General features: G+C 38.0%; 20 protein-coding genes and 1 pseudogene. 15 read left to right on the top strand and 6 right to left on the bottom strand.

Annotated features, from left to right (window positions below):
* Window positions 1-190 precede the first annotated feature (190 nt).
* On the top strand, window positions 191-874 hold the full coding sequence (locus G3I01_RS02980) for a class I SAM-dependent methyltransferase (protein ID WP_219550921.1): 684 nt from the start codon (window positions 191-193) through the stop codon (window positions 872-874).
* Window positions 875-906: 32 nt separating this feature from the next.
* The gene (locus tag G3I01_RS02975) at window positions 907-1890 is read left to right on the top strand and encodes a M20/M25/M40 family metallo-hydrolase (protein ID WP_219550919.1); all 984 of its coding nucleotides are present in this window, start codon (window positions 907-909) and stop codon (window positions 1888-1890) included.
* 127 nt (window positions 1891-2017) lie between these two features.
* Here the strand turns inward: G3I01_RS02975 and G3I01_RS02970 are convergent, their stop codons facing one another.
* Window positions 2018-3127: a ScyD/ScyE family protein gene (locus G3I01_RS02970; protein ID WP_219550917.1), complete on the bottom strand. Its 1110-nt coding sequence runs from the start codon at window positions 3125-3127 to the stop codon at window positions 2018-2020.
* 294 nt (window positions 3128-3421) lie between these two features.
* On the opposite strand from G3I01_RS02970, the gene G3I01_RS02965 reads away from it, so the two are divergent.
* The 3 genes from G3I01_RS02965 (at window position 3422) to G3I01_RS02955 (ending at window position 5378) form a co-directional block, all read left to right on the top strand.
* On the top strand, window positions 3422-4357 hold the full coding sequence (locus G3I01_RS02965; RefSeq protein WP_219550915.1) for an alpha/beta hydrolase: 936 nt from the start codon (window positions 3422-3424) through the stop codon (window positions 4355-4357).
* A 123-nt stretch (window positions 4358-4480) separates the two neighbouring features.
* Entirely contained in the window at window positions 4481-4804 is a 324-nt protein-coding gene (locus tag G3I01_RS02960) for an EthD family reductase (protein ID WP_257710695.1), read from the top strand.
* Between the two features lie 43 nt (window positions 4805-4847).
* Window positions 4848-5378 carry a CIA30 family protein gene (locus G3I01_RS02955; protein WP_257710693.1) on the top strand — a complete coding sequence of 177 codons (531 nt, stop codon included), beginning with the start codon at window positions 4848-4850 and terminating at the stop codon, window positions 5376-5378.
* A 65-nt stretch (window positions 5379-5443) separates the two neighbouring features.
* Here G3I01_RS02955 and G3I01_RS02950 read toward each other — a convergent pair whose 3' ends face one another.
* Window positions 5444-6853 carry a glycosyltransferase family 2 protein gene (locus G3I01_RS02950; protein WP_219550913.1) on the bottom strand — a complete coding sequence of 470 codons (1410 nt, stop codon included), beginning with the start codon at window positions 6851-6853 and terminating at the stop codon, window positions 5444-5446.
* Between the two features lie 200 nt (window positions 6854-7053).
* Window positions 7054-7572, bottom strand: coding sequence for a DUF4494 domain-containing protein (locus G3I01_RS02945; RefSeq protein ID WP_219550911.1), 519 nt, complete (start codon window positions 7570-7572; stop codon window positions 7054-7056).
* Between the two features lie 413 nt (window positions 7573-7985).
* On the opposite strand from G3I01_RS02945, the gene G3I01_RS02940 reads away from it, so the two are divergent.
* Window positions 7986-8852, top strand: coding sequence for an SDR family oxidoreductase (locus G3I01_RS02940; RefSeq protein ID WP_219550909.1), 867 nt, complete (start codon window positions 7986-7988; stop codon window positions 8850-8852).
* 28 nt (window positions 8853-8880) lie between these two features.
* Here the strand turns inward: G3I01_RS02940 and G3I01_RS02935 are convergent, their stop codons facing one another.
* Window positions 8881-10353 carry an aminopeptidase P N-terminal domain-containing protein gene (locus tag G3I01_RS02935; RefSeq protein WP_219550907.1) on the bottom strand — a complete coding sequence of 491 codons (1473 nt, stop codon included), beginning with the start codon at window positions 10351-10353 and terminating at the stop codon, window positions 8881-8883.
* Window positions 10354-10584: 231 nt separating this feature from the next.
* Here G3I01_RS02935 and G3I01_RS02930 point away from each other — a divergent pair, with 231 nt between their 5' ends.
* The 9 genes and pseudogenes from G3I01_RS02930 (at window position 10585) to G3I01_RS02885 (ending at window position 17651) form a co-directional block, all read left to right on the top strand.
* Window positions 10585-11472: a hypothetical protein gene (locus G3I01_RS02930; protein WP_219550905.1), complete on the top strand. Its 888-nt coding sequence runs from the start codon at window positions 10585-10587 to the stop codon at window positions 11470-11472.
* Window positions 11473-11594: 122 nt separating this feature from the next.
* Complete coding sequence (locus tag G3I01_RS02925) at window positions 11595-12221, top strand: chloramphenicol acetyltransferase (RefSeq protein WP_219550903.1); 627 nt, start codon at window positions 11595-11597, stop codon at window positions 12219-12221.
* Between the two features lie 156 nt (window positions 12222-12377).
* Window positions 12378-13265, top strand: a pseudogene (locus tag G3I01_RS17205) (haloalkane dehalogenase).
* 68 nt (window positions 13266-13333) lie between these two features.
* Window positions 13334-14356 carry a hypothetical protein gene (locus tag G3I01_RS02910; RefSeq protein ID WP_219550897.1) on the top strand — a complete coding sequence of 341 codons (1023 nt, stop codon included), beginning with the start codon at window positions 13334-13336 and terminating at the stop codon, window positions 14354-14356.
* A 187-nt stretch (window positions 14357-14543) separates the two neighbouring features.
* Window positions 14544-15794: a M20/M25/M40 family metallo-hydrolase gene (locus tag G3I01_RS02905; RefSeq protein WP_257710690.1), complete on the top strand. Its 1251-nt coding sequence runs from the start codon at window positions 14544-14546 to the stop codon at window positions 15792-15794.
* Window positions 15795-15815: 21 nt separating this feature from the next.
* Window positions 15816-16244: an SRPBCC family protein gene (locus G3I01_RS02900; protein WP_219550893.1), complete on the top strand. Its 429-nt coding sequence runs from the start codon at window positions 15816-15818 to the stop codon at window positions 16242-16244.
* A 25-nt stretch (window positions 16245-16269) separates the two neighbouring features.
* Complete coding sequence (locus tag G3I01_RS02895; RefSeq protein WP_219550891.1) at window positions 16270-16743, top strand: GNAT family N-acetyltransferase; 474 nt, start codon at window positions 16270-16272, stop codon at window positions 16741-16743.
* Window positions 16744-16777: 34 nt separating this feature from the next.
* The gene (locus tag G3I01_RS02890; RefSeq protein WP_219550889.1) at window positions 16778-17221 is read left to right on the top strand and encodes a nuclear transport factor 2 family protein; all 444 of its coding nucleotides are present in this window, start codon (window positions 16778-16780) and stop codon (window positions 17219-17221) included.
* Window positions 17222-17465: 244 nt separating this feature from the next.
* Complete coding sequence (locus tag G3I01_RS02885; protein WP_219550887.1) at window positions 17466-17651, top strand: hypothetical protein; 186 nt, start codon at window positions 17466-17468, stop codon at window positions 17649-17651.
* A gap of 57 nt (window positions 17652-17708) precedes the next feature.
* Here the strand turns inward: G3I01_RS02885 and G3I01_RS02880 are convergent, their stop codons facing one another.
* Both G3I01_RS02880 and G3I01_RS02875 read right to left on the bottom strand, forming a co-directional pair.
* Window positions 17709-19490, bottom strand: coding sequence for an adenylate/guanylate cyclase domain-containing protein (locus G3I01_RS02880; RefSeq protein WP_257710688.1), 1782 nt, complete (start codon window positions 19488-19490; stop codon window positions 17709-17711).
* Window positions 19491-19567: 77 nt separating this feature from the next.
* Window positions 19568-20041 (bottom strand): hypothetical protein, encoded by a 474-nt coding sequence (locus G3I01_RS02875; protein ID WP_219550883.1) that lies wholly within the window; start codon window positions 20039-20041, stop codon window positions 19568-19570.
* Between the last annotated feature and the right edge of the window lie 20 nt (window positions 20042-20061).

Here is a 20061-nt window from a genome sequence, read left to right as displayed (position 1 = left end):
ACTATACAAAAGTTAAGAGAATTACAATAATCAGGAATTATAGAAAGGACATTTCGCCAGGAAGATCTCTTGATCTGTAGCTGAAAATTTAAAATTCATTGGAAGAGGTATGAATAAAATGTCATACTTTTATTTAAAGCTAATAAATTAATAGTAAGCTTTTTAAGATAACGATAGGAGGAGGTTGATCATGAGCACTGAAAAGAATATAGCATTGGAATTCAATGAATTTTCCAAGAATTACACTAACGATATGATCGCATGTGTGCCGTGTTACTCAGAACTTATTTCAGGTTTTACCAAATATTTGCCAGATAATTTTCAGGCCAGTAATATTCTTGATCTTGGCTGCGGAAATGGAAATATTACCATGCAGCTATTATCACGGTTTCCGGCGGCAAACTATACCCTGGTAGATGCTTCCACTCAAATGATAGAATTATGCCGGAATCTTTTTCGAGAGAAAAAGATAACTTATGTAAATAAATATTTCGATGAATTCGAATTCGAGGAAGCAGCTTATGATCTGGTGGTTGCGGGTTTCAGTTTGCATCATTGCGAAGACAATGAAAAGAAAGCAATGTTTAGAAGGATTTATTCCTCTTTAATACAAGGCGGTATATTTTCTTATGCTGACCTTATGATATCCAAGGAAGACCCATATCATCCCGTTATGTTGGAGGAGTGGAAAGAATTTGTACATAAGACCTTTCCAGACGGGGAAAAGTGGGACTGGATCATGGAACATTACGAAGTTTTTGATCGTCCCTCAGATTTCCAGCAACAAATAAAATGGATTAAGGAGGCCGGATTTTTGGATATACAAAGTCCTATAAAGAAAGATTATTGGGTGTATCTTCAGGCTTTGAAATAAACCGAGCCTTTTTGCTCTACGATATTCATTACATGAAATATATATACTTGATCGCCTTTTTGCTTGTGGGATTTGCAAGCAAGAGCCAGACCTTAAATAAAGACATAGAAATAAATGACGAAGCACTGCTTCATAATTTGCGAGTTCTCTCCCATGATTCCCTGCAAGGAAGATTTTTTGGAACCGCTGGAAATCAAAAAGCTCAAATTTATATTGCAGATCAATTCGATTCGCTGAGAATAGAATCGTTACTAGTTTCGGGATATATTCAAAAGTTCCGATACACTTTTAGAAATGAATTCCGCCAGGAGGTATATCCTGTTTCCATAGCAGATAAAGATATAAGTCGTGTCCCCGATACCACTGTAACAGGAGGGAATGTTTTAGCAATTATTAGAGGCGAAACAGACAGGAATATAATAATTACCGCTCATTTAGATCATTTGGGAATACAGGATGGCAGGATCTTCAACGGAGCAGACGATAACGCTTCGGGAGTAGCAGCTTTGATTAGTATAGCGGCTTATTTTAAAAATAAATCACCGAAACATAATTTGATCTTTGCGGCTGTAGATGCCGAGGAAATAGGATCTCTGGGCGCTGAATATTTACTTGAGAACTTTCCATTCCCTCTAAATACCATAGCTCTGAATATAAATATGGATATGATTGCCCATAATGATGTGATACAGCTTTACGCATCGGGTTTGTTTCACCATCCTCAATTAAAAGAACCATTAGAAAAGCTTAATACTCTTAATCCAGATCTACTATATGGTCATGATAGACCAGGAAACAGAGAGGAAGACGACTGGACATTTTCTTCAGATCACAGAATATTTCATCATTATAAAATTCCCTTTATCTATTTTGGGGTGGAAGACCACGAGGATTACCATCAATCTACAGATACTTTCGAAAATATAAATGAGAGTTTTTATGTGAATGCCGTAAAACTGATCATCGAAGCTGTAGAATCCTATGATACTTATTTATATAATGGAATTAAGAACTAAAACGAAGGATATTTTCCTTCTCAAACAAATTTTTAGTCAGTACTTATAAGAATAATAGAAGATCGGGAAGGCTTAAAAAACTTCTTCCCGATCTTCTACTTTATGTAACAGCATTCAAGAAATGCTATTACAATTGAATTTCTATTACCTCAGCCAGGCCTGGAATCAAGGCATTTTTTGTAGCATATAATTTGCCATCCTTATCGAAGGTTATCGAAGTTAGAATTGGTATTCCGCTGGCTATCACCTCGCATTGCATGGTCTCTGGATCACAGGCTTTAATAGTTCCACCGGTAACCGTACCAAGAACTTCGACTGCAAACCAACTCTTTTCATCAAATTCAGCCACATAGAGCATTCCATTACTATCAAAAGCCATATCTATAATAGAGGTGAATCCGCCATCAAAAGCTTTAACACAACCTGGATCTGTTCCGCACATTGCTCCGGAAGCATCGGGCGATATCCGCCATATATTGGATGCTCCTGTAGGCGCAGGAAAGCCTTTTAATTCGCTTACATAATAATAACCGTCTGGACCTACCACGATAGAAGTTGGAACTGCCTGTGCTGGGAGCATTGGAGGGAAATTGCAGAAGCCTTCAAAACCAGCAATGGGATCAGGGCAGCCAACCAGACTTTTAAGATTGTCTGTAGAAACCATTTCATCTGGAAAAATTGCCACTACCTCAATATTTCCTTTATTATCTACGCGCAACAGGTCGTTAGCCCCTGAATCTGCTACCAGTGCAGAGTTAGCGTTAAGTGCGACAACAGAATATGGATTTGAGTCAACCCCTGCACCGTCGGGATCGTTTTCTTCTTCAAAATGGAAAAGATTGGCTACCAGTTTGGTGCCTCCATTCCCAACAAGATGTATTCCCTGTCCAGTATCTTCTGTTGGTTCTATAGGGCCGGTAGTTGCCCACATAATACCTCTACCTACTGTTGAAACCGAAGTGACCCCGGGCAAAGCAAATTCTGTAGCACCATAAATATTTGTGATACCCTGACCTGCATCAGCAACCAGAATATCATTATTCGGTGCTGTAGCCAGATCGAAAAGCGGAGAAGCAAATTCCCCTTCTGCATTCATTTTTGCTTTTAATGAGGCCGGATCTTTACCAAGACTTGATTCATACTCGGTGGCAATATCTGTGATCACCTTGTCATTGGTACAAGCTGCAATCGAAATAAATAACAACAGGATGACCCCGTAGAAAAATTGATTTTTCATAATGATTTAATTTAATTGGTTAATGTTTCTAGTTAAAATGTAATAAGGATGCAAGATCCTGCCAGGCCTAAGAGATAAGTGGGGTCGATCTGAATATTGAGTATAAAAACCTGAAAATCAGGAATGTAAATATAATATTTTTTAATCTATTGATATGTTAAGTAGAAGCTTTTTCAAGGAAAAGAATTAAATTAAAAGCCGAATATCGTGGTTTAGGCAAAAGCTGAAACTGATGGTAATTAGAAGTGTACCAATCCTTTACTTCAGCAATTTTAGATTAATAAGAATAAACACGTGAACAAACTCAAAGACTATTCGAGTAAGACCATCAGGCTGGAGCCCGATTATGAAGGCGAAGTAACCGCTACGCTGGTCTCCTCAGATCTTAACAAAGGAAACAGGAAAAGTGTCCTGTACCTTCATGGATACATAGACTATTTTTTTCAGGCACACCTTGGAGAGAAATTCATTGAGCACGAATTTGATTTTTTTGCTCTGGATCTAAGAAAATATGGGAGGTCTCTGTTGCCACATCAGCATCCCAATTATTGCCGCGATATTAAAGAGTATTATGAAGAAATTGGCCTGGCCATTCAGCATATCCATAAATCAGGAAATGGCGAAGTTTTTCTTCTGGGCCATTCTACCGGAGGACTTGTGGCAAGTAATTTTATGAATGATGTACCTGAAAAGGACCTAATAAAAGGGCTCATTTTAAATTCTCCTTTTCTGGATTTCAATCAGAATGAGCTGCAAAAACATCTTGTCTATTTTGCCGCTAAGATCATGACTCGTTTTTCTGAATTTTCAAAAATTGAAGGTGCCTTGTCTCCTGCTTACGTTAAAAGCATTCATAAAGATTATTATGGAGAATGGGATTTTGATCTTAACTGGAAACCTGTCAAAGGTTTTCCTACATATTTCTACTGGCTATTGGCCATACGAAATGCGCAAAAGAGTTTATCAAGCTCTAATATTAAGGTTCCGATTTTGGTAATGTTTTCAAGTAATTCTGAAAGAGTTTCAAAATATAGTGAGAAGGTTAAATATAAAGACATCGTCCTGGATGTAAAGGATATTAAAAGACTGGGAGCAAAACTAGGAGCAAAGGTGAGTTTATTAGAAATTGAAAATGCCATGCACGATGTCTTTTTATCTACATCAGAGGTAAGAGAAAAAGCTTTTACTGCAATGTTTAAATGGTTAAATGATTTTAAATCAGATAATTAAAAAAATATTGAGGGTGATAACTGTATATTTATAACAGGGATATAAATCCTGACCCCCTTGAATTGAAGAAAATCTTCAAAAAGAGCATTCTTATCAGTACTCATAATAACTAAAATAACTGTTATGGAAAAAGGCATGGTTAAATTAAGCGTAATGTATCCAAACCAGGATGGTAAAAAGTTTGATCTGGATTATTATTCTAATCAGCACGTAAGCCTGGTAGCTAAATTACTGGGAGATTCAGTAAAATCAGCTTCAGTTGAAAAAGGCCTTGGTGGGAATGCACCAGATTCCCCAGCGGTTTATATCGCAATTGGAAATCTATATTTTGAATCCATGGATTCCTTTCACAAATCTTTCAGCCCAAATGCAGAAGAGATCATGGCCGACCTTCCTAATTTTACGGATATTGAACCCGTAGTCCAGATCAGTGAAATAGTTCTCTGAGGATTCTTTATTAGAGGGTATTTGAATTTATTAATAGGAAGAAATGAATTATTTGCTGTTTATTATTTTATTGATGCTAGATATGAATTCACCAATCATTTTTGATTTTAATAAAAAGTCAGATATAAACGAATGGCGGGTAGTGAATGATGTGGGAATGGGAGGTAAATCTTCCGGAAACTTTAGATTATCTGAAGAAGGACACGGACTTTTTACCGGCCATGTTTCTCTGGAGAATAATGGAGGATTTTCTTTAGTAGAATATACTTTCAATGGAATGAGCGTAAAAGGCTTTTCCAAAGTCAGGATCAAACTTCGCGGAGACGGCAAGGACTATCAATTCAGGATCAGGAATAGTTCTGATGATTATTATTCCTTTATCTACACTTTCTCTACTTCAGGAGAATGGGAGAATATTGAGATTCCTTTGAAAGAAATGTATCCTTCCTTCCGTGGAAGAAAACTGGATATGCCGAATTTTTCAGGTGATAAGATCGAACAAGTGGCCTTTTTAATAGGGAATAAAAAGGAACAGGATTTTAAATTATTGATCGATAAGATCGAACTCCAGTAGACTTAATATAAAAGGCCTGTAATCTTTAAGATCACAGGCCTTCCCAAACATAGGTCAAGGTTCAATTATTTTTTTACACTAAGCTCTCGAGTTAACCATCCACTTTTACTTGCAGTCGCGATCGCATAAGGGGTGATCCAGAACAGCCCGAAAGTATACAGGATGCTATAGGAATATGCCCAGAACGATTCAGATAATGTATATCTCTTTGCATAAAAGAATGCAGGAAAACTAGAGTATATAAGTATACTCAGTAGCGTAGAACTTAGAAAAAGTATCGGATGAGATGCCACGAAGAAGAACATTAACAGAATAAGCGGATAGCTCATAATGATCTTCAGGAACTGGTTGATAAATAAAAGTCTGGAACCAACCTTTGAACCTTCTCTAAAATTCGTGAACACGTATTTAGACATCGCGATATTTTCACGTACGTTGCTTCGTCCCCATCTAATGAACATTTTATACAGTCCGCTGTATCTTTCAGGTACATTGGTGTAGGCATAGGCGTTTCTCTGGAACAATACATGATTACCTCTTTTAAGGATCATATTTGTCATTGCACGATCTTCCCCAATATCTGAAGGTCTTCCCATAAAGGTCTGGTTGATCCATTCTGGCAGACATTCAAATACAGCAGAACTTCTGTAAGCCGCTAATGCACCAGGGGTACATAAGACAGATTCCAGTGTGCTTTCTGCAGAACGCATGAATTCGAAACTAAGTACGAAGTTCACATTAAGCATTTTAGGTAGCAAGGCTTTTTCATTATTCAACACCCTGATATTCCCGGCTACAGCACCACATTTCTCATTTACTACGAACGGGCTCACCAGGTTTCTCAGTGTATCTGTATTTACCACAGAGTCACTGTCTACTGTAACAAAAACCTCTCCTGTGCCCAGGTTGAAACCACGGTAAAGAGCATGACGCTTACCTTTATTCTCCGGCTGCTGAAATATGGTTACCCTATCTCCAAGGATATTCTTTGCTTCCTGCATCCAGTACCAGGTGTCATCTTTACTACCATCATCGATAGCTAGCAATTGTAATTTTTCTTTTGGGAAATCACTCGCCGCCAGACTCATTAAGGTAGCATAAACCTGTTTGCCCTCGTTGTAAGCAGGCACGATCACGGTACAGGTTGGTAATTCCTCGTCTGGTACAGAATTGATAACTTTATACCTGAAATAGAGGTAAAGGTTATAGATAAAAAATCCACCTCTGTAAAGAAAAAGGGCCCCTGCGATGATAGAAAAGATCAATCCCCAGGTAGTGGTCATTCTTTCAGTATTGTATGCTGAAAAATCGCTCTGAAGATTGTAAACCAGAAAAGCAGCTCCAATCATTAAAATGAAAGTACTTACCAGCACTACAATGCCCCATTTATTGGTCGTATTCTCTACCGGTATAGATGTATTATCGGTAGATTGGTTTGTTGTTTTATTTGCAAAAATTTTATTGCCTGTATTCATATTACCTGATTGTATTAAATCATATAGGTTTGGTCACTAGCAACTCTCATGCCAGTGTGTGTGGTCTTGATAATCAAGCTTTTGTAAAGGGTTGTAAATTGTGGGGTGTGTATTAATTCTGCATATATGGACTATGGGTTGAGGTATATACACAGTAATGGGAAAGGTTGCCCCATTTATAGAGGCAACCTATTTGTAGTTTAAATAGCTTCACTTTCTTCCAGAACTTCTTCTTCAGAAGATTCAGAATTTTTGATCGTGGCAAATTTTTCAGCTTCCTCTTCATCTCCGGTAAAATAAGGGAATACATCAAGGATCGGAGACTCAGTGATCGCCGGAATTGTATAATCTCCCGTAGTTCCCTGCATCGCCTGCTCGGTATTTTCATAGGCTTCCTTCACATCGTTCGCCTGTACCAGCATATAAAGATTAGACTTTCTTTCTTTTCCGCTTTCATCATCATAAGAAATTAAAGAAACCTTGGATTTGAACCATCTATCTGAATTTTCAAAAGGATGTACCTCAGAGAAATTAGCCACCTTAATGTTGGTGATCTTGAATTCCTCACTGGTGTATGCCGCCATTTCCTCAGTGATACGGCTTTCTGCCTCTGTATAAGAAACGGCATCCAGTAGATAATTTTCAGTGGTTATCTTACTTTCTCCGGTTTCATGAGTTTTTCTGTATTTAACTTTGCACTCATACCATATTACGCTCATATCTTCTTTTTTTGGGACGCCAAATATAGATTTTAAAAAAATCTGCGGAAGCTTCCTTGGAAATAAATATTCACAAATTTTAATCAACAAGTATTATTAGTTTAAGTTCAATGAGTTTGCCTTTTAATTTCATGTTTCTATTGATCACTGAAAAAGATAATTTAGAGGTCGAATCCATAACCTACCATTTTGAAGATCTCCTGATAAATAAATATCACTTCAAATTATAGGTTAGTATAAATAAACCTGGAAGGAACTGTTAGGCACCTCCAACAGCCATCTAAAGGATCTTAAACTGAATAATTTTCTAATTTATATAAGCCTGAATAATTAGAAAGTTGTAAATTAAATATCTGTATAACAAGTTATTAGTCCTTTCTTACCCGCTTACCTGCTTCTAAAATTATATAATCATGAAATCGGTTATTATTACTGGAGCGAACAGAGGAATAGGGTTGGAAACAAGTCTTGCTTTCGCTAAAAAAGGCTACAGGGTTTTTGCAACCATGCGAAACCCAGATAAGGCCACGGAACTTAAAAAACATATTGAAGAAAAAGCTCTTAATATTTCCTGTTACAGGATGGACGTTGATTCAGACGAGTCGGTTCAAAAAACTATTCAAACTATTCTCAGTGAAAATGGGCCAGTTGATGTCCTGGTAAATAATGCCGGAATTGAACGGCACGGGACTATTGAAGAATTGGATATCTCCCAATTCAAAGAGGTAATGGAGACTAATTATTTTGGGATCATACGTTGTGTAAAAGCTGTTTTAAGATCTATGCGAGAGCACGGATCTGGTTGTATCATAAATGTATCTTCAGTTGCCGGTCATATTTCTAATTCTCCATTATCCTCATATAGCGCTTCTAAATTTGCGGTAGAAGCTTTAAGTGAAGCCCTAGCCCAGGAAGTGAAGCCTTATAACATAAGGGTGGGAATTGTGAAACCCGGTATTATCGATACTGATATGGCCAGGGATATTTCTTCTAAAAATTATACGGTAACAAGGTCTCCTATTACAGAGCGATTCTCCAATTTATTTAAAGAATCTCTGAAGCATCCAACGCATGCTAGCCTGGTTGCAGATAAGATCCTTGAGATTGCCGAAAGTGATTCCTGGAAATTGAGACATCCTGTGGGGCCAGATGCAGAGCCATTTCTGCAATGGCGTGCTTCTATGAGTGATGAGGATTGGGTAAACTGGAATGCCCTATCAGATGAAGAATGGTATGCTAAGGTCGAGCAGGATTTTGGCCTTAATGCACGCCCACATTAGTTAAAAAGGCAATTTGAAAGGATCCTATTTAATCCAGATCAGGAAGGTGGAATTCATCAAAAACTGATGGCTTTTCCATCATTTTTTCAATTTCTTCTAGCTTGCGCGGCGCTTCTGCCGATAGGTTGATGGGACCATTCTCTGTAATAAGAATATCGTCTTCGATCCTAACCGCTATACCCCACCATTTTTCATCGCAATCGCTGCCTTCAGGAATATAAATTCCCGGCTCTACCGTGATAACCATATTTGGTTCAAAGCTACCACCTGTATTCAGATCATGAACATCGAGGCCTATATGATGAGAAGTTCCATGTGGAAAATACAGATGCCTGGCATCGGGAGAGCTGATGATTCCTAATTCGTATAAGCCTTCATTTATTATCTTTTGTCCTGCTTTGTGGGTGTCTGAAGAATTATTGCCTACCACAGCTGCGGCAATTCCTGCTTCCTGCGCCTCATAAACCAGATTATAGATCGCTTTCTGCTCCTTACTGAATTTTCCATTTGCGGGAATCGTCCTGGTAACATCTGCGGTATAGCCATGATATTCTGCACCAAGGTCCATTAGAACAAGATCGTTATCTACTTTGGTTTTGGAGTTCTCTACATAATGCAACACACATCCATTGTTACCTGCTCCAACAATAGAAGGATAACCTTCATATTCGCTGCCATATTTTTTATATACGTATTCATGAATACCTTGAATTTCGGTTTCAGACATACCGGGGTGCATAGCTTTCATTACCTCTACCTGCCCCATAGCAGAGATCCTCACCGCTTTCTTTAGAAGCTCCATCTCTTCCGGAGTCTTAATCTGTCTAAGGGCTCCCATGTAATTCCTCAGGCTTTTGGTATCGATATTCATCTTTGGTTCTGTGGTCACCTCCTGTTTGAGTTCTACATTCAAAGAACCATTGCTAAGTTGCGGAACCTTCTCTTCATAAACCTTTGTTTTAAAGGATTGGATAAGATCTGCGAGGTCTGCTTCGTCTCTGGTATTTCTGTAATCATCTGTAAATGGTTTGTGCAATACAGTTTCAAATTCAGAAAAAGCGATGTTATCATTTAAAAAGTCCTTACCGTTGTATACGGTTTCGAATCCAAGTTCTTCCTTGGCGCCTTCAACTCCCAGCCTGTATCCTGTCCACATTTCAGCACGCGGATTTTTCTCCTGTACATAAAGGATCTCATCAAATTCATTACCCATATTATCTTTTTGCTCCTCAGAAAAAATTACCAGTACCGCATGTGGTTCCTTATAACCCGTGAGGTAATAAAAATCGGGATCCTGGTGATATACATAATCTACATCGTTTGCCCTGTTCCTTACAGGGTTCGCAAAGAAAACGGCTACAGAATTTTCAGGCATTTTAGCCCTTAAAGCTTCACGTCTGCTTTTATGAAATTCAAATGATAAATAGTCTTCTGGTTTGGAATCCTGAGCCAGCAGATTTATACTGAAAAAACATATAAAAATGAAAAGTAGAGATCTCATATAATCGAATTTGATATGCAAAATACTTATTTATCTTCAGATTCGATGGAAGTATTTTTTGAATGCAAAGAGGAGTTCTAATTGATCTGTTTTCCAGTTTCTACCAATTCCTGCAATTGAGGATACGCTAATATATTTTGTCGTAAATTTAAGATCTCCATTTATTCAACTGTTGTTGAAATTTTCTCTACTTATCTGGTGATCATTTTATTAATATAAAGATCAGTTAAAATGAAACGCAGAGAATTTACTAAACTTACCGGACTCAGTATCATTGCAATCTCAACATCAGGCTTTATCAGCTTTAATGGTGAAAATTATGTGGGGGATTGTGAAACTACTTCAGATATTTTAGGACCTTTTTACCGCCCGGATAGCCCTGTTAGAGAAAATCTTATTATCAAAGGTATGCCGGGAGCGGTCATTGAACTTTCAGGGAAAGTGAGACATAAAGATTGCAGCACTCCTTATGCCAGAGCAAAGGTAGAATTGTGGCATTGCTCCAATGATGAAGTTTATGATAATGAGAGCGAAGAGTTTAGATATAGAGGTACCACTTATTGCGATGAAGATGGGAATTATAAATTTTTAACCCAAATGCCAGTTCCTTATGACGCTGGCGGAGGAGAGATAAGGCCTGCACATTTTCATATGATGTTTTCAGCTCCCGGATATCAAAGCCTGATCACACAGATCTATTTTGAAGGGGATAAGTACCTGGATAAAGATCGTTCTACCATTAGTCCTAAGGCAAAAAACCGCATCCTGAAATTGCAGAAAGAAGAGGATGTTCATAAAATTGTCTTCGACTGCAATATGAACGATAAACTGAAGCCAACCGATGCTGCATTGAATAGTCTGGTTGGAAAGTATAAGAATATAGATACAGGGGAGGTGAGAGAGTACTTTTCCAAAGATGGAGATCTATGGGTGAAAAATGAAGTTTTCGGGAAAGTATTTGTTTACACCGGAAAGAACTCTTTTGAATATGGCGGCCTGCCAGACGGAATGTATGAAAAGCTGGATTTTGAACTAAAACCCGAAGGCGAAGTCGTTCTCAAACAATCGGTTTCATACGGAGATGGAAAAGAGGTCACTAAAACCTATATCCGTTCTTAAAAATTAGACTTAGACCGACATTAAAACCTTTTTCAGGTTAACATTTTAATAGCGTATTTTCTGAATCTTGTCTGCGAAAAACAATAATTTTGCGGTCTGAAGAAAACAGAAATCAGGCGTTTATGAAGACCGAACTAGATATCGCAAGCTGGAACAGAAAGGAACATTTTCAATTTTTTTTAAATTTTGAAGAACCCTTTTTCGGTCTAACGGTAGAGGTAGATTGCAGTATTGCGTACGAGAAATGTAAAAAGGAGAATATTTCCTTTTTTCTTTATTATCTCTACCTGTCTACTAAAGCTGTGAATTCCATAGAAAATTTCAGATACAGGATAGAAGGAGATAAGGTGTATGTCTACGATAAGATCAATGCAGCGGCTACCATTAGCCGTCCCGATCATACTTTTGGCTTTTCCCATATTATTTATGATGAAGAGCTTTCAAATTTTATTGAGAATGCCGAAATGGAAATTTCGAGAATACGTTCGGGTAGCGGTTTAATGCTGGAGGAGGTTCGCCAGAATGAAATTCATTATTCAGCGATACCATGGATAAAATTTTCCTCCCTGTCGCATTCTAGAAGTTATTCAAATGAAGACAGCTGTCCAAAAATATCTTTCGGGAAGTTGACCCAAGAGAATTGGAAACTTATAATGCCGGTTTCCATTCACGTTCATCATGCCCTGATGGATGGTTACCATGTAGGTTTATATATTGAAAAATTCCAGGAATTATTGAATGAGGATTAGATCAATTATTTATTCTTTTCCTGAAACTGAAATCTTAAATACTTCGATCTTATTCCGGGCTATCCTTTTCAGGATAAATGATTAACTTGAGTAAAATTCCTTTGAAAATTCCCATTCTATCTAGTCTTTAGATTTGGTGATAATTAATTTGAATAAATGATGGAAGTACTCAAAACAGACACTGAAAGATTCAAATCTATTCCCGATTTTCCATACAAGGAGAATTATGTAAGTTTTGGAACCCTGGACATGCATTATATAGATGAGGGGGAGGGAGAGGTGATCCTGGCGCTTCATGGTGAACCTACCTGGTCTTACCTTTACAGAAAATTTATTCCTGTCTTAAAGGATTATCGTTTTATTGCTCCAGATATGATCGGCTTTGGTAAGTCTGATAAGATAGTGGGGTCGAAGAACTATACTTTTGATCTTCATTTTAAGGCACTTAAAAATTTTATCGATAAACTTGATTAGAACGATATAACCCTGATAGTTCAGGATTGGGGTGGATTATTGGGTTTAAGTCTTTTAGGGGAGTATCCTGAGAAATTTAAAAGAGTGGTGATTTTAAACACTTTTCTACCAAAAGGGAAAAAATTACCCTGGTATTTCCAATTGTGGCAATTGTATGCACGCTACCATCCATGGCTATCGGCAGGCAGGATCGTGAAATTTGCAAGTTTTGGTAAGATCGCGAAAGAGGTTAGAAAGGCTTATGACTGCCCCTTTCCGGCCAGAAAGTATAAAGATGCCGCAAAAGCCTTTCCTCAGTTGGTGCCATCGCATCCCGATGATGAAGGTGTGGATAGAATGATCAAGGCCAGAAAAGTTCTTTCAAAATGGCAAAAACCTGCCCTTATAATGTTTTCAGATAGAGATCCTGTTTTCAGCGGACTTGAAAAATTCTTTTTTAATCTTATTCCCGGTTCGGTAGGTAAAGAGCCGTTAATTATTAAAGGCGCAGGTCATTTTTTGCAGGAGGAGAAAGGAGAAGAGATCGCCACTTATATAGATGAGTTCATGAAGGACAAACCTATCAGATAGTGATAATTTATTTGTAACACTTTCGCTTTTGAACGTCTTATTTATAGAAGATCAATTAGTAAGAAAATATGTTTCGTTCAAAACTTACTTATAACTACCTGGTTTTTGGGCTACCTATATTTATGATCGCGGCCCTGGCGCTCCTCACTACGAGTTCAGAATTCAGAGAGAATACCAGGCTTCTTTCAATAGGTATAAGCATAGATCTACTGTTGATCATTCCCTTGGTCTATTTGATTCTTATTAGAAATACACAAATACCAAAAACCACCATCATACCATTGCTGGTCTTAGGTCTCATTGTAGGAAAAACTATAATTCCGGGAGAACATCAATATTACCTGGATCTCTTTAAAAACTGGGCTTTGCCGGTTTTGGAACTTTCTGTACTAGGTTATATTATTTATAATGTTCGCAAGGCTTTTCAAAGTTTTAAACTGAATAAAAAGATAAATAGAGACTTTTATAGTATTCTGAAAATAACCTGCAAAGAAATTCTTCCTAAACCATTGGTGATCCCTTTTGTTACTGAAATTGCTGTTTTCTATTATGGCTTTGTTAACTGGAAAAGAAGGGAGTTTAAAGCCAATGAATTTCATTATCATAAGGACAGCGGTTCCATCTCACTTTTGGCGGTTTTGATCTTTCTAATAACTATTGAAACTATAGTACTACACATTCTATTAGCAATGTGGAATGGTTTAATAGCATGGATCCTCACTTTTCTTAGTTTATATTCTATAATTCAAATATTGGGTTTTCTCCGTTCTATGTCTAAAAGGCCAATTATTATTGAAGATGGAGAATTATATCTTAGGTATGGGATCATGAATGAAGCCGTAGTAGATCTGAAGGATATTAGGTCAATAGAAATTTCCGCTAAAGATATAGAGCTTAATTCTGAGACAAAGAAACTTTCCTTTCTCGGTTCCCTTGAAAGCCATAATCTAATTCTTCACCTAAATAAGGAATACACTTTGACGGGCCTTTATGGGAGGAAAAGCAAATTTACCACCCTGGCATTTCACGTGGATGATAAGCATGATTTTAAGCAATATATCGAGACAATTGCCAAAGGATCAATCTCATAATCTTGTAACTGCTTCCTGATATTTACGATCCTTTTCTTCTTTTAAAATTGCCTTTGAGGCTTCAACAAGTTGACCTTTTCTTTTTGTAATTTAGGATTCAACTTTAATTTTAAAATTAGGATACATGGTTTTTAGATCCATAATTGTTTCAGTGCTTTTATTGTCGCCTATTTTTTCATATTCACAATTGCACAAAAAGGAAAAAAAGATCGTTGAATCTGTTAATAAGCATGAGGATGCAGCCCTTGAGTTGTTGACTAATGCCGTTAATATCAATAGCGGGACGATGAATTTTGAAGGCGTTCGGGAGGTTGGAAGATTGTTCAAAACAGAACTGGATAAACTTGGATTTGAAACCAGGCTTACTTCTGGTGACGCTTATGGAAGAGCGGGACATCTGGTGGCTACACATAAGGGAAAACCTGGTTTGAAATTACTTTTAATAGGCCATTTGGATACGGTTTTTGAACTTGATAGTCCGTTTCAAAAAGCCAGTAAGGTCAATGATTCGGTAATGAAAGGTCCCGGTGTTGGAGATATGAAAGGTGGAGATGTGATCATTATCCTGGCAATGCAGGCCTTAAAAGATGCAGGTCTTTTAGATGATATGTCTATAGAAATCGTGATGACCGGAGACGAAGAAAAAAGCGGAAGTCCCCTGAAACTTTCTAAAAAGGAACTGGTAGATGCAGCTAAATGGGCAGACGTTGCTCTTGGTTTTGAGAATGGCGATGGGAAGGAAGAAACTATAGTTATTGCAAGAAGAGGGTCTACGAGCTGGAAGCTGGAAACGACTGGAAATCCTGCGCATTCTTCCCAGATTTTTACAGAAAGAGTAGGTAACGGTGCTATTTATGAGATTTCCAGAATCCTGACCGAATTTTACGAGAAGCTTTCTACAGAAGAGAATCTTACTTTTAATCCAGGTTTTATTTTAGGAGGTACTTCAATAGACCTGCAGGAAGATGGGATGGGTGGCTCGGCCTTCGGTAAAACAAATGTAGTTCCAGAAAAAGCTCTGGTTAGAGGTGACCTTAGAGCAGTTTCCCTGGAGCAGCTGGAGAGGGCTAAAGAGACCATGAAAAAGATCGTTTCAGAAAATTATCCTCAAACCAGTGCACAGATTAGCTTTGATGATGGTGGATATCCTCCCTTCGGAAAAACAACCGGCTCTGAAACCCTGCTGGAGTATTATGATCAAATAAGTCAGGACCTGGGATATGGAGAAGTTTATGCCGTTGATCCAAGAAATGCAGGTGCAGCCGATATTTCATTTACTGCCGGTCATGTTAGTATGGCTGTAGATGGCCTTGGATTAAGCGGAGCCGATAATCATACCGTTGAGGAAACCGGAAATATTAATAAGGTAGCGGTACAGGCGAAAAGAGCTGCAATACTAATGTACCGACTTTCAAGAATGAAAAATTTCAAGGATTAGAAACCACTTAAAAACAAGATTATGGAAAAATCTGGGAAAACTAATGTTACCGTTTCTACTGAAATTGATCTATCCCCTGAAAAAGTTTGGGAACTCTGGACTTCCCCAGCACATATTACTCACTGGAATTTCGCCAGTGATGATTGGCAATGTCCGGCTGCAGAAAATGATCTAAAACCAGGAGGTAAATTTAACTGGCATATGGAAGCTAAGGACGGCAGTGCCGGATTTGATTTTTCCGGAATCTACCTGGAAATAGTTCCAAATGAATTGATCAGGTATAAAATGGATGACGGCAGGCTGGTTCAAATAGAATTTAAATCGCAGGAGTCAGGAGTAAAGATCATTGAGACTTTTGAGGCAGAGAACCAGAATTCAATTGAATTACAAAGGCAGGGATGGCAGGCGATCCTGGATAACTTCAAGAAATATTCCTTGTTAACCAATTAATGGTTTAAAAAATCTAAATGGCAAATTGAAATTCGTGGAGCTTAATTCTTTATCTCAGAAAAATAAACGTGAGATCCTGAAATTGTGGAATAATGAATATCCACGAAATCTTGTTTATGAAAATTTGGAGAAGTTCCAAGACTATTTGAATGAGTTGAAGGATCAGTACCATATTATTCTTCTGGATGAAAATGAGCATTTGATAGGTTGGTATTTTGATTTCCTACGGGATGGCGAGCGTTGGTTTGCTGCCATCCTTGATTCAAAATTCCAGGGAGAGGGTTATGGAACCAAATTGCTCAATCTCGCAAGGCAAAAAAGAACGGAACTTAATGGATGGGTTATCCCATCAGCAGATTATATTAAATACAATAGGGAGGCATACAAGTCACCATTGGAGTTCTACAAAAAGAATGCGTTTCATGTGCATAGAGATATTAAACTGGAGACCGATAAAATTACCGCTATAAAGGTCAGCTGGTCCAGAAATTCAAAGTAAAAGTTATTCGATCATAAACTTAAAGCAGAAAGTAATGAGGTTTCTAAGATTAATTTTAGTGGTGTTGTTATTGGTCTCATGTAATACTTCAGGTGAAAAAGCTGATGTGGATAAATGGAAAAAAGAGATCATACAAACTGAAGAAGATTTTGCCCAAATGGCCGATGAGAAAGGGATTCCAGAAGCATTCTTATTCTATGCCGATGAAGATGCTGTCCTTTTAAGGGAAAATAAGCTTATAAAAGGGAGAAAGGAAATTGCCGAAAATTATAAGGAGCGTAAGGACAAAAGTAATGTAAGTTTGTCCTGGGAGCCAAGTTTTGTTGAGGTTTCAGCTGCGGGTGATCTAGGTTATACTTACGGGGAATATAAGTACACAGTTATTGATTCCGCTGGAGAAAAGAAAACTTCAACAGGTATATTTCATACCGTCTGGAAACGCCAGAAAGATGGTTCCTGGAAATATGTGTGGGATTAATGAATAAGCTCATTGTATTTTAGGCAAAAACGTTTGATGAGAAAAGATTAGCCGAACTTATTTCGATAATTGAAACTATAATATTTAGGTTCAGAATTTCAAAATGAGGTCGTTCGTCGAAAAGTAATCCCTAGTCTTATTTTTTTACAAATAAATACTTAAGTTTATCGTCCAAATCAGGTCTTAGCCTACCACATGCAGTCCCTACCGCGCATTTTAATGCAGAGACCTTAAATGAGAAATCATGAATAAAGTAAGGATCGGCGGATTAGGGATGATCATAACCGGAGTCTTAATCGGTTATTTTTTCAATAGGATAGACATACATTTGTTATCTGGAATGCTCATAGGGGTTGGAGTAGGATGGCTTATAACCGGAAGGCTTTTATCGAGCCCCACACCGCAAAAATCGACTATCAAATCCAAGTAGCGCTGAAGCAAGTTTATTTATGGTAGATAAGGAAAAAGTTCTAATTTCAGGGAGCTTTTAAACTGCTTCCTTCTTAATACTTTCTTTTACTCCATTCACAAAATACATTTTCAGGATCCTTTGGTTCTTAACTTCCACCTCTCCGCGATATTCGCACTGGAATTCGTCTTTGATCAATTCATAGGTGTTTTCAGAAATATTGATCCTTCTAATTTCAGAATGTGATTCCATACGGGCAGCTATATTGACCGTATCACCCCATATATCGTAAGCGAATTTCTTGATCCCAACCACTCCCGCAACTACGGGACCAGAGTTTATACCGATTCTAACTTCAAAATCTGCATCATCAAATAATGAATTCTCCTTAGTTTCCTTCACAAACTCGGTCATTTCAAATGCAGCCTTAAGCATTTTAGAAGCGTGGTCATTAGTGGGGAAAGGCAATCCGCTGGCCGCCATATAACTATCACCAATGGTCTTGATCTTTTCGATCCCATATTTCTCCATGATCCTGTCGAACTGAGAAAAATAGTAATCTATGGTCTTGATTAGCCGTTCCGGGGGTAATCTTTCGGCTACCAGGGTGAATCTTTTAAAATCGGCAAAAAGTACTGTGACCGATTCGAATTTTTTCGCTTTCACCCGTCCGTTCTTTTTCAATTCTCTGGCGGTTTCTTCCGGAAGAATATTCAACAATAAACGGTCTGACCGATTTCTTTCCTTTTCAATGATCTTGCTAGTCCTTTTAATGAACCTGTTACGGCGATATAATCCAAAAGCTAAAAGACAAACAAGAAACGAGGCTATGGCGATAGATATTACCACCAGCTTCTGGTTCTCACGTTGTACATTCAGGAGGTCGACTTCAGCCTGTTTCTGGGCTACTTCATAGTCAGCTCTAAGTCCCGCCATACTTTGTGCGGTAGAAACATTCATTACACTGTCCTTATAGACTATATACTCCTTATAATATTTGTAGGCTTCAAGAAGATTACCCCTGTTCTCATAGATCTGGGATAATCTTAAATTTGCCTCTCTTATCTCGTTCTTGAATCCGTAGGCTTTGGCAAGGTCCCTGCTTAAAAGAGCAAATTCGATGGCAGTAGAATCCCTACCTTTTTCCGCATAGATGTCTGACATGCCCGAGAGAAATTCACAAATGGGAGAATAGTCCTCATACTTTTCCAGAAATTGTATTGCCTGCTGAATATTTGCCTCCGCTTCTTCATTTCTGCCAATTTGTGCATAAGCCAGGCCTAAAGTACCCAGACAATAGGCAATACCATAATCATACTTTAATCCCTTAAATATCTCCTCAGCTTCTTTTAGATAGATAATAGCTTTATCCACCTGCTTGTTCTTGAGGTATTCATCACCAGCGTTAAACAGTGCCGAGCCAAGAGGTATGGAGTCATTTGATTGCCTTATGATCTCGATGCCTTCATTGTAATATTTTATAGCCCTGTCGTGGTTCTGTGTAAGGGAATAAATGTCTCCAAGCGTAATTTTTATTAGACCCAGTTCACTCTGGTTTTCAGCTACAGATGCAGCTTTAAAGAAATTTTCCAAAGCCTCACTATAATCTCCTCTGGCGGTAAGCGCATGGCCCTTTTGCAAATACCCAATAAACAGATAATCATGAGAGTTTTTTTCCTGTGCAGTTGCTAATAGTTCATTGGAGTACTTCAGTTGTTTTGAAGGGTCCATAGAATTTTTTGCGAGGTCCTTTAGGATTTCAAGGTCTTTCCTGGCCTCACGACTGTTATTGTAAATTACTTCGAGGCTGTCTGCTTTATTCTGGTCCTTCTGGCTCACGCAAACATTTGATAATTGCATAAAGGCAATTAGCAGGAAAATGTAAGTCCTGTTAATAAAAAGGAAATTATACAATAGGCTAAGACGCATATATTAAATTATTCCTGAGGCATTAATTGGAGTTTTGGATCTATCGTATATTCAACCCAATCCTGCGATCCCCGTTGTCTTACTTCAAATTTTAAAGAATACTTCTCTTCATCACCTACCTGTCCTGCCTGTACTCTTCCAACCACAACGCCTGTACCGTCCTGTTCAGAAATCCTGTTGGCTCCAAGTAATTTCACTCCTTCTTCGTGTTTTAAAAGCTTAATTCTCACAAGGCCACCAGTTCCAGGCATGGTTCTGCCTTGCCAGATGATCACGTCTCCTAATTGTACATCCAGGGTGAAATTTTCGTTGCTAATTTCAGAAGGCTGACCAAAGGTTGCCATCTCGTTAATATTATTCGCATTTATGTTGTCGGTGTCAACCTCCAGAACTACCATTTTATTTACTTCCTGAGCGCTTAGTGTTACATTTAGGAATGGCATGCAAAAAAATAACACGAAAACTGTAGATTTTACTTTCATAATTTAGTTGTTTTAGTTGG

It is taken from the genome of Gramella sp. MT6, from assembly GCF_019357415.1.
GTDB lineage: Bacteria > Bacteroidota > Bacteroidia > Flavobacteriales > Flavobacteriaceae > Christiangramia.
Note: the sequence above shows the minus strand (reverse complement) of the source record. Positions and strands in the feature narration are given on the sequence as shown.

Bases quoted from the DNA above. Each gene is read 5' to 3' on its own strand.
- G3I01_RS02980 (WP_219550921.1), top strand. From the start codon at position 191: ATGAGCACTGAAAAGAATATAGCATTGGAATTCAATGAATTTTCCAAG.
- G3I01_RS02975 (WP_219550919.1), top strand. From the start codon at position 907: ATGAAATATATATACTTGATCGCCTTTTTGCTTGTGGGATTTGCAAGC.
- G3I01_RS02970 (WP_219550917.1), bottom strand. From the start codon at position 3,127: ATGAAAAATCAATTTTTCTACGGGGTCATCCTGTTGTTATTTATTTCG.
- G3I01_RS02960 (WP_257710695.1), top strand. From the start codon at position 4,481: ATGGAAAAAGGCATGGTTAAATTAAGCGTAATGTATCCAAACCAGGAT.
- G3I01_RS02955 (WP_257710693.1), top strand. From the start codon at position 4,848: ATGAATTATTTGCTGTTTATTATTTTATTGATGCTAGATATGAATTCA.
- G3I01_RS02950 (WP_219550913.1), bottom strand. From the start codon at position 6,853: ATGAATACAGGCAATAAAATTTTTGCAAATAAAACAACAAACCAATCT.
- G3I01_RS02945 (WP_219550911.1), bottom strand. From the start codon at position 7,572: ATGAGCGTAATATGGTATGAGTGCAAAGTTAAATACAGAAAAACTCAT.
- G3I01_RS02940 (WP_219550909.1), top strand. From the start codon at position 7,986: ATGAAATCGGTTATTATTACTGGAGCGAACAGAGGAATAGGGTTGGAA.
- G3I01_RS02935 (WP_219550907.1), bottom strand. From the start codon at position 10,353: ATGAGATCTCTACTTTTCATTTTTATATGTTTTTTCAGTATAAATCTG.
- G3I01_RS02930 (WP_219550905.1), top strand. From the start codon at position 10,585: ATGAAACGCAGAGAATTTACTAAACTTACCGGACTCAGTATCATTGCA.
- G3I01_RS02925 (WP_219550903.1), top strand. From the start codon at position 11,595: ATGAAGACCGAACTAGATATCGCAAGCTGGAACAGAAAGGAACATTTT.
- G3I01_RS02910 (WP_219550897.1), top strand. From the start codon at position 13,334: ATGTTTCGTTCAAAACTTACTTATAACTACCTGGTTTTTGGGCTACCT.
- G3I01_RS02900 (WP_219550893.1), top strand. From the start codon at position 15,816: ATGGAAAAATCTGGGAAAACTAATGTTACCGTTTCTACTGAAATTGAT.
- G3I01_RS02890 (WP_219550889.1), top strand. From the start codon at position 16,778: ATGAGGTTTCTAAGATTAATTTTAGTGGTGTTGTTATTGGTCTCATGT.
- G3I01_RS02885 (WP_219550887.1), top strand. From the start codon at position 17,466: ATGAATAAAGTAAGGATCGGCGGATTAGGGATGATCATAACCGGAGTC.
- G3I01_RS02880 (WP_257710688.1), bottom strand. From the start codon at position 19,490: ATGCAATTATCAAATGTTTGCGTGAGCCAGAAGGACCAGAATAAAGCA.
- G3I01_RS02875 (WP_219550883.1), bottom strand. From the start codon at position 20,041: ATGAAAGTAAAATCTACAGTTTTCGTGTTATTTTTTTGCATGCCATTC.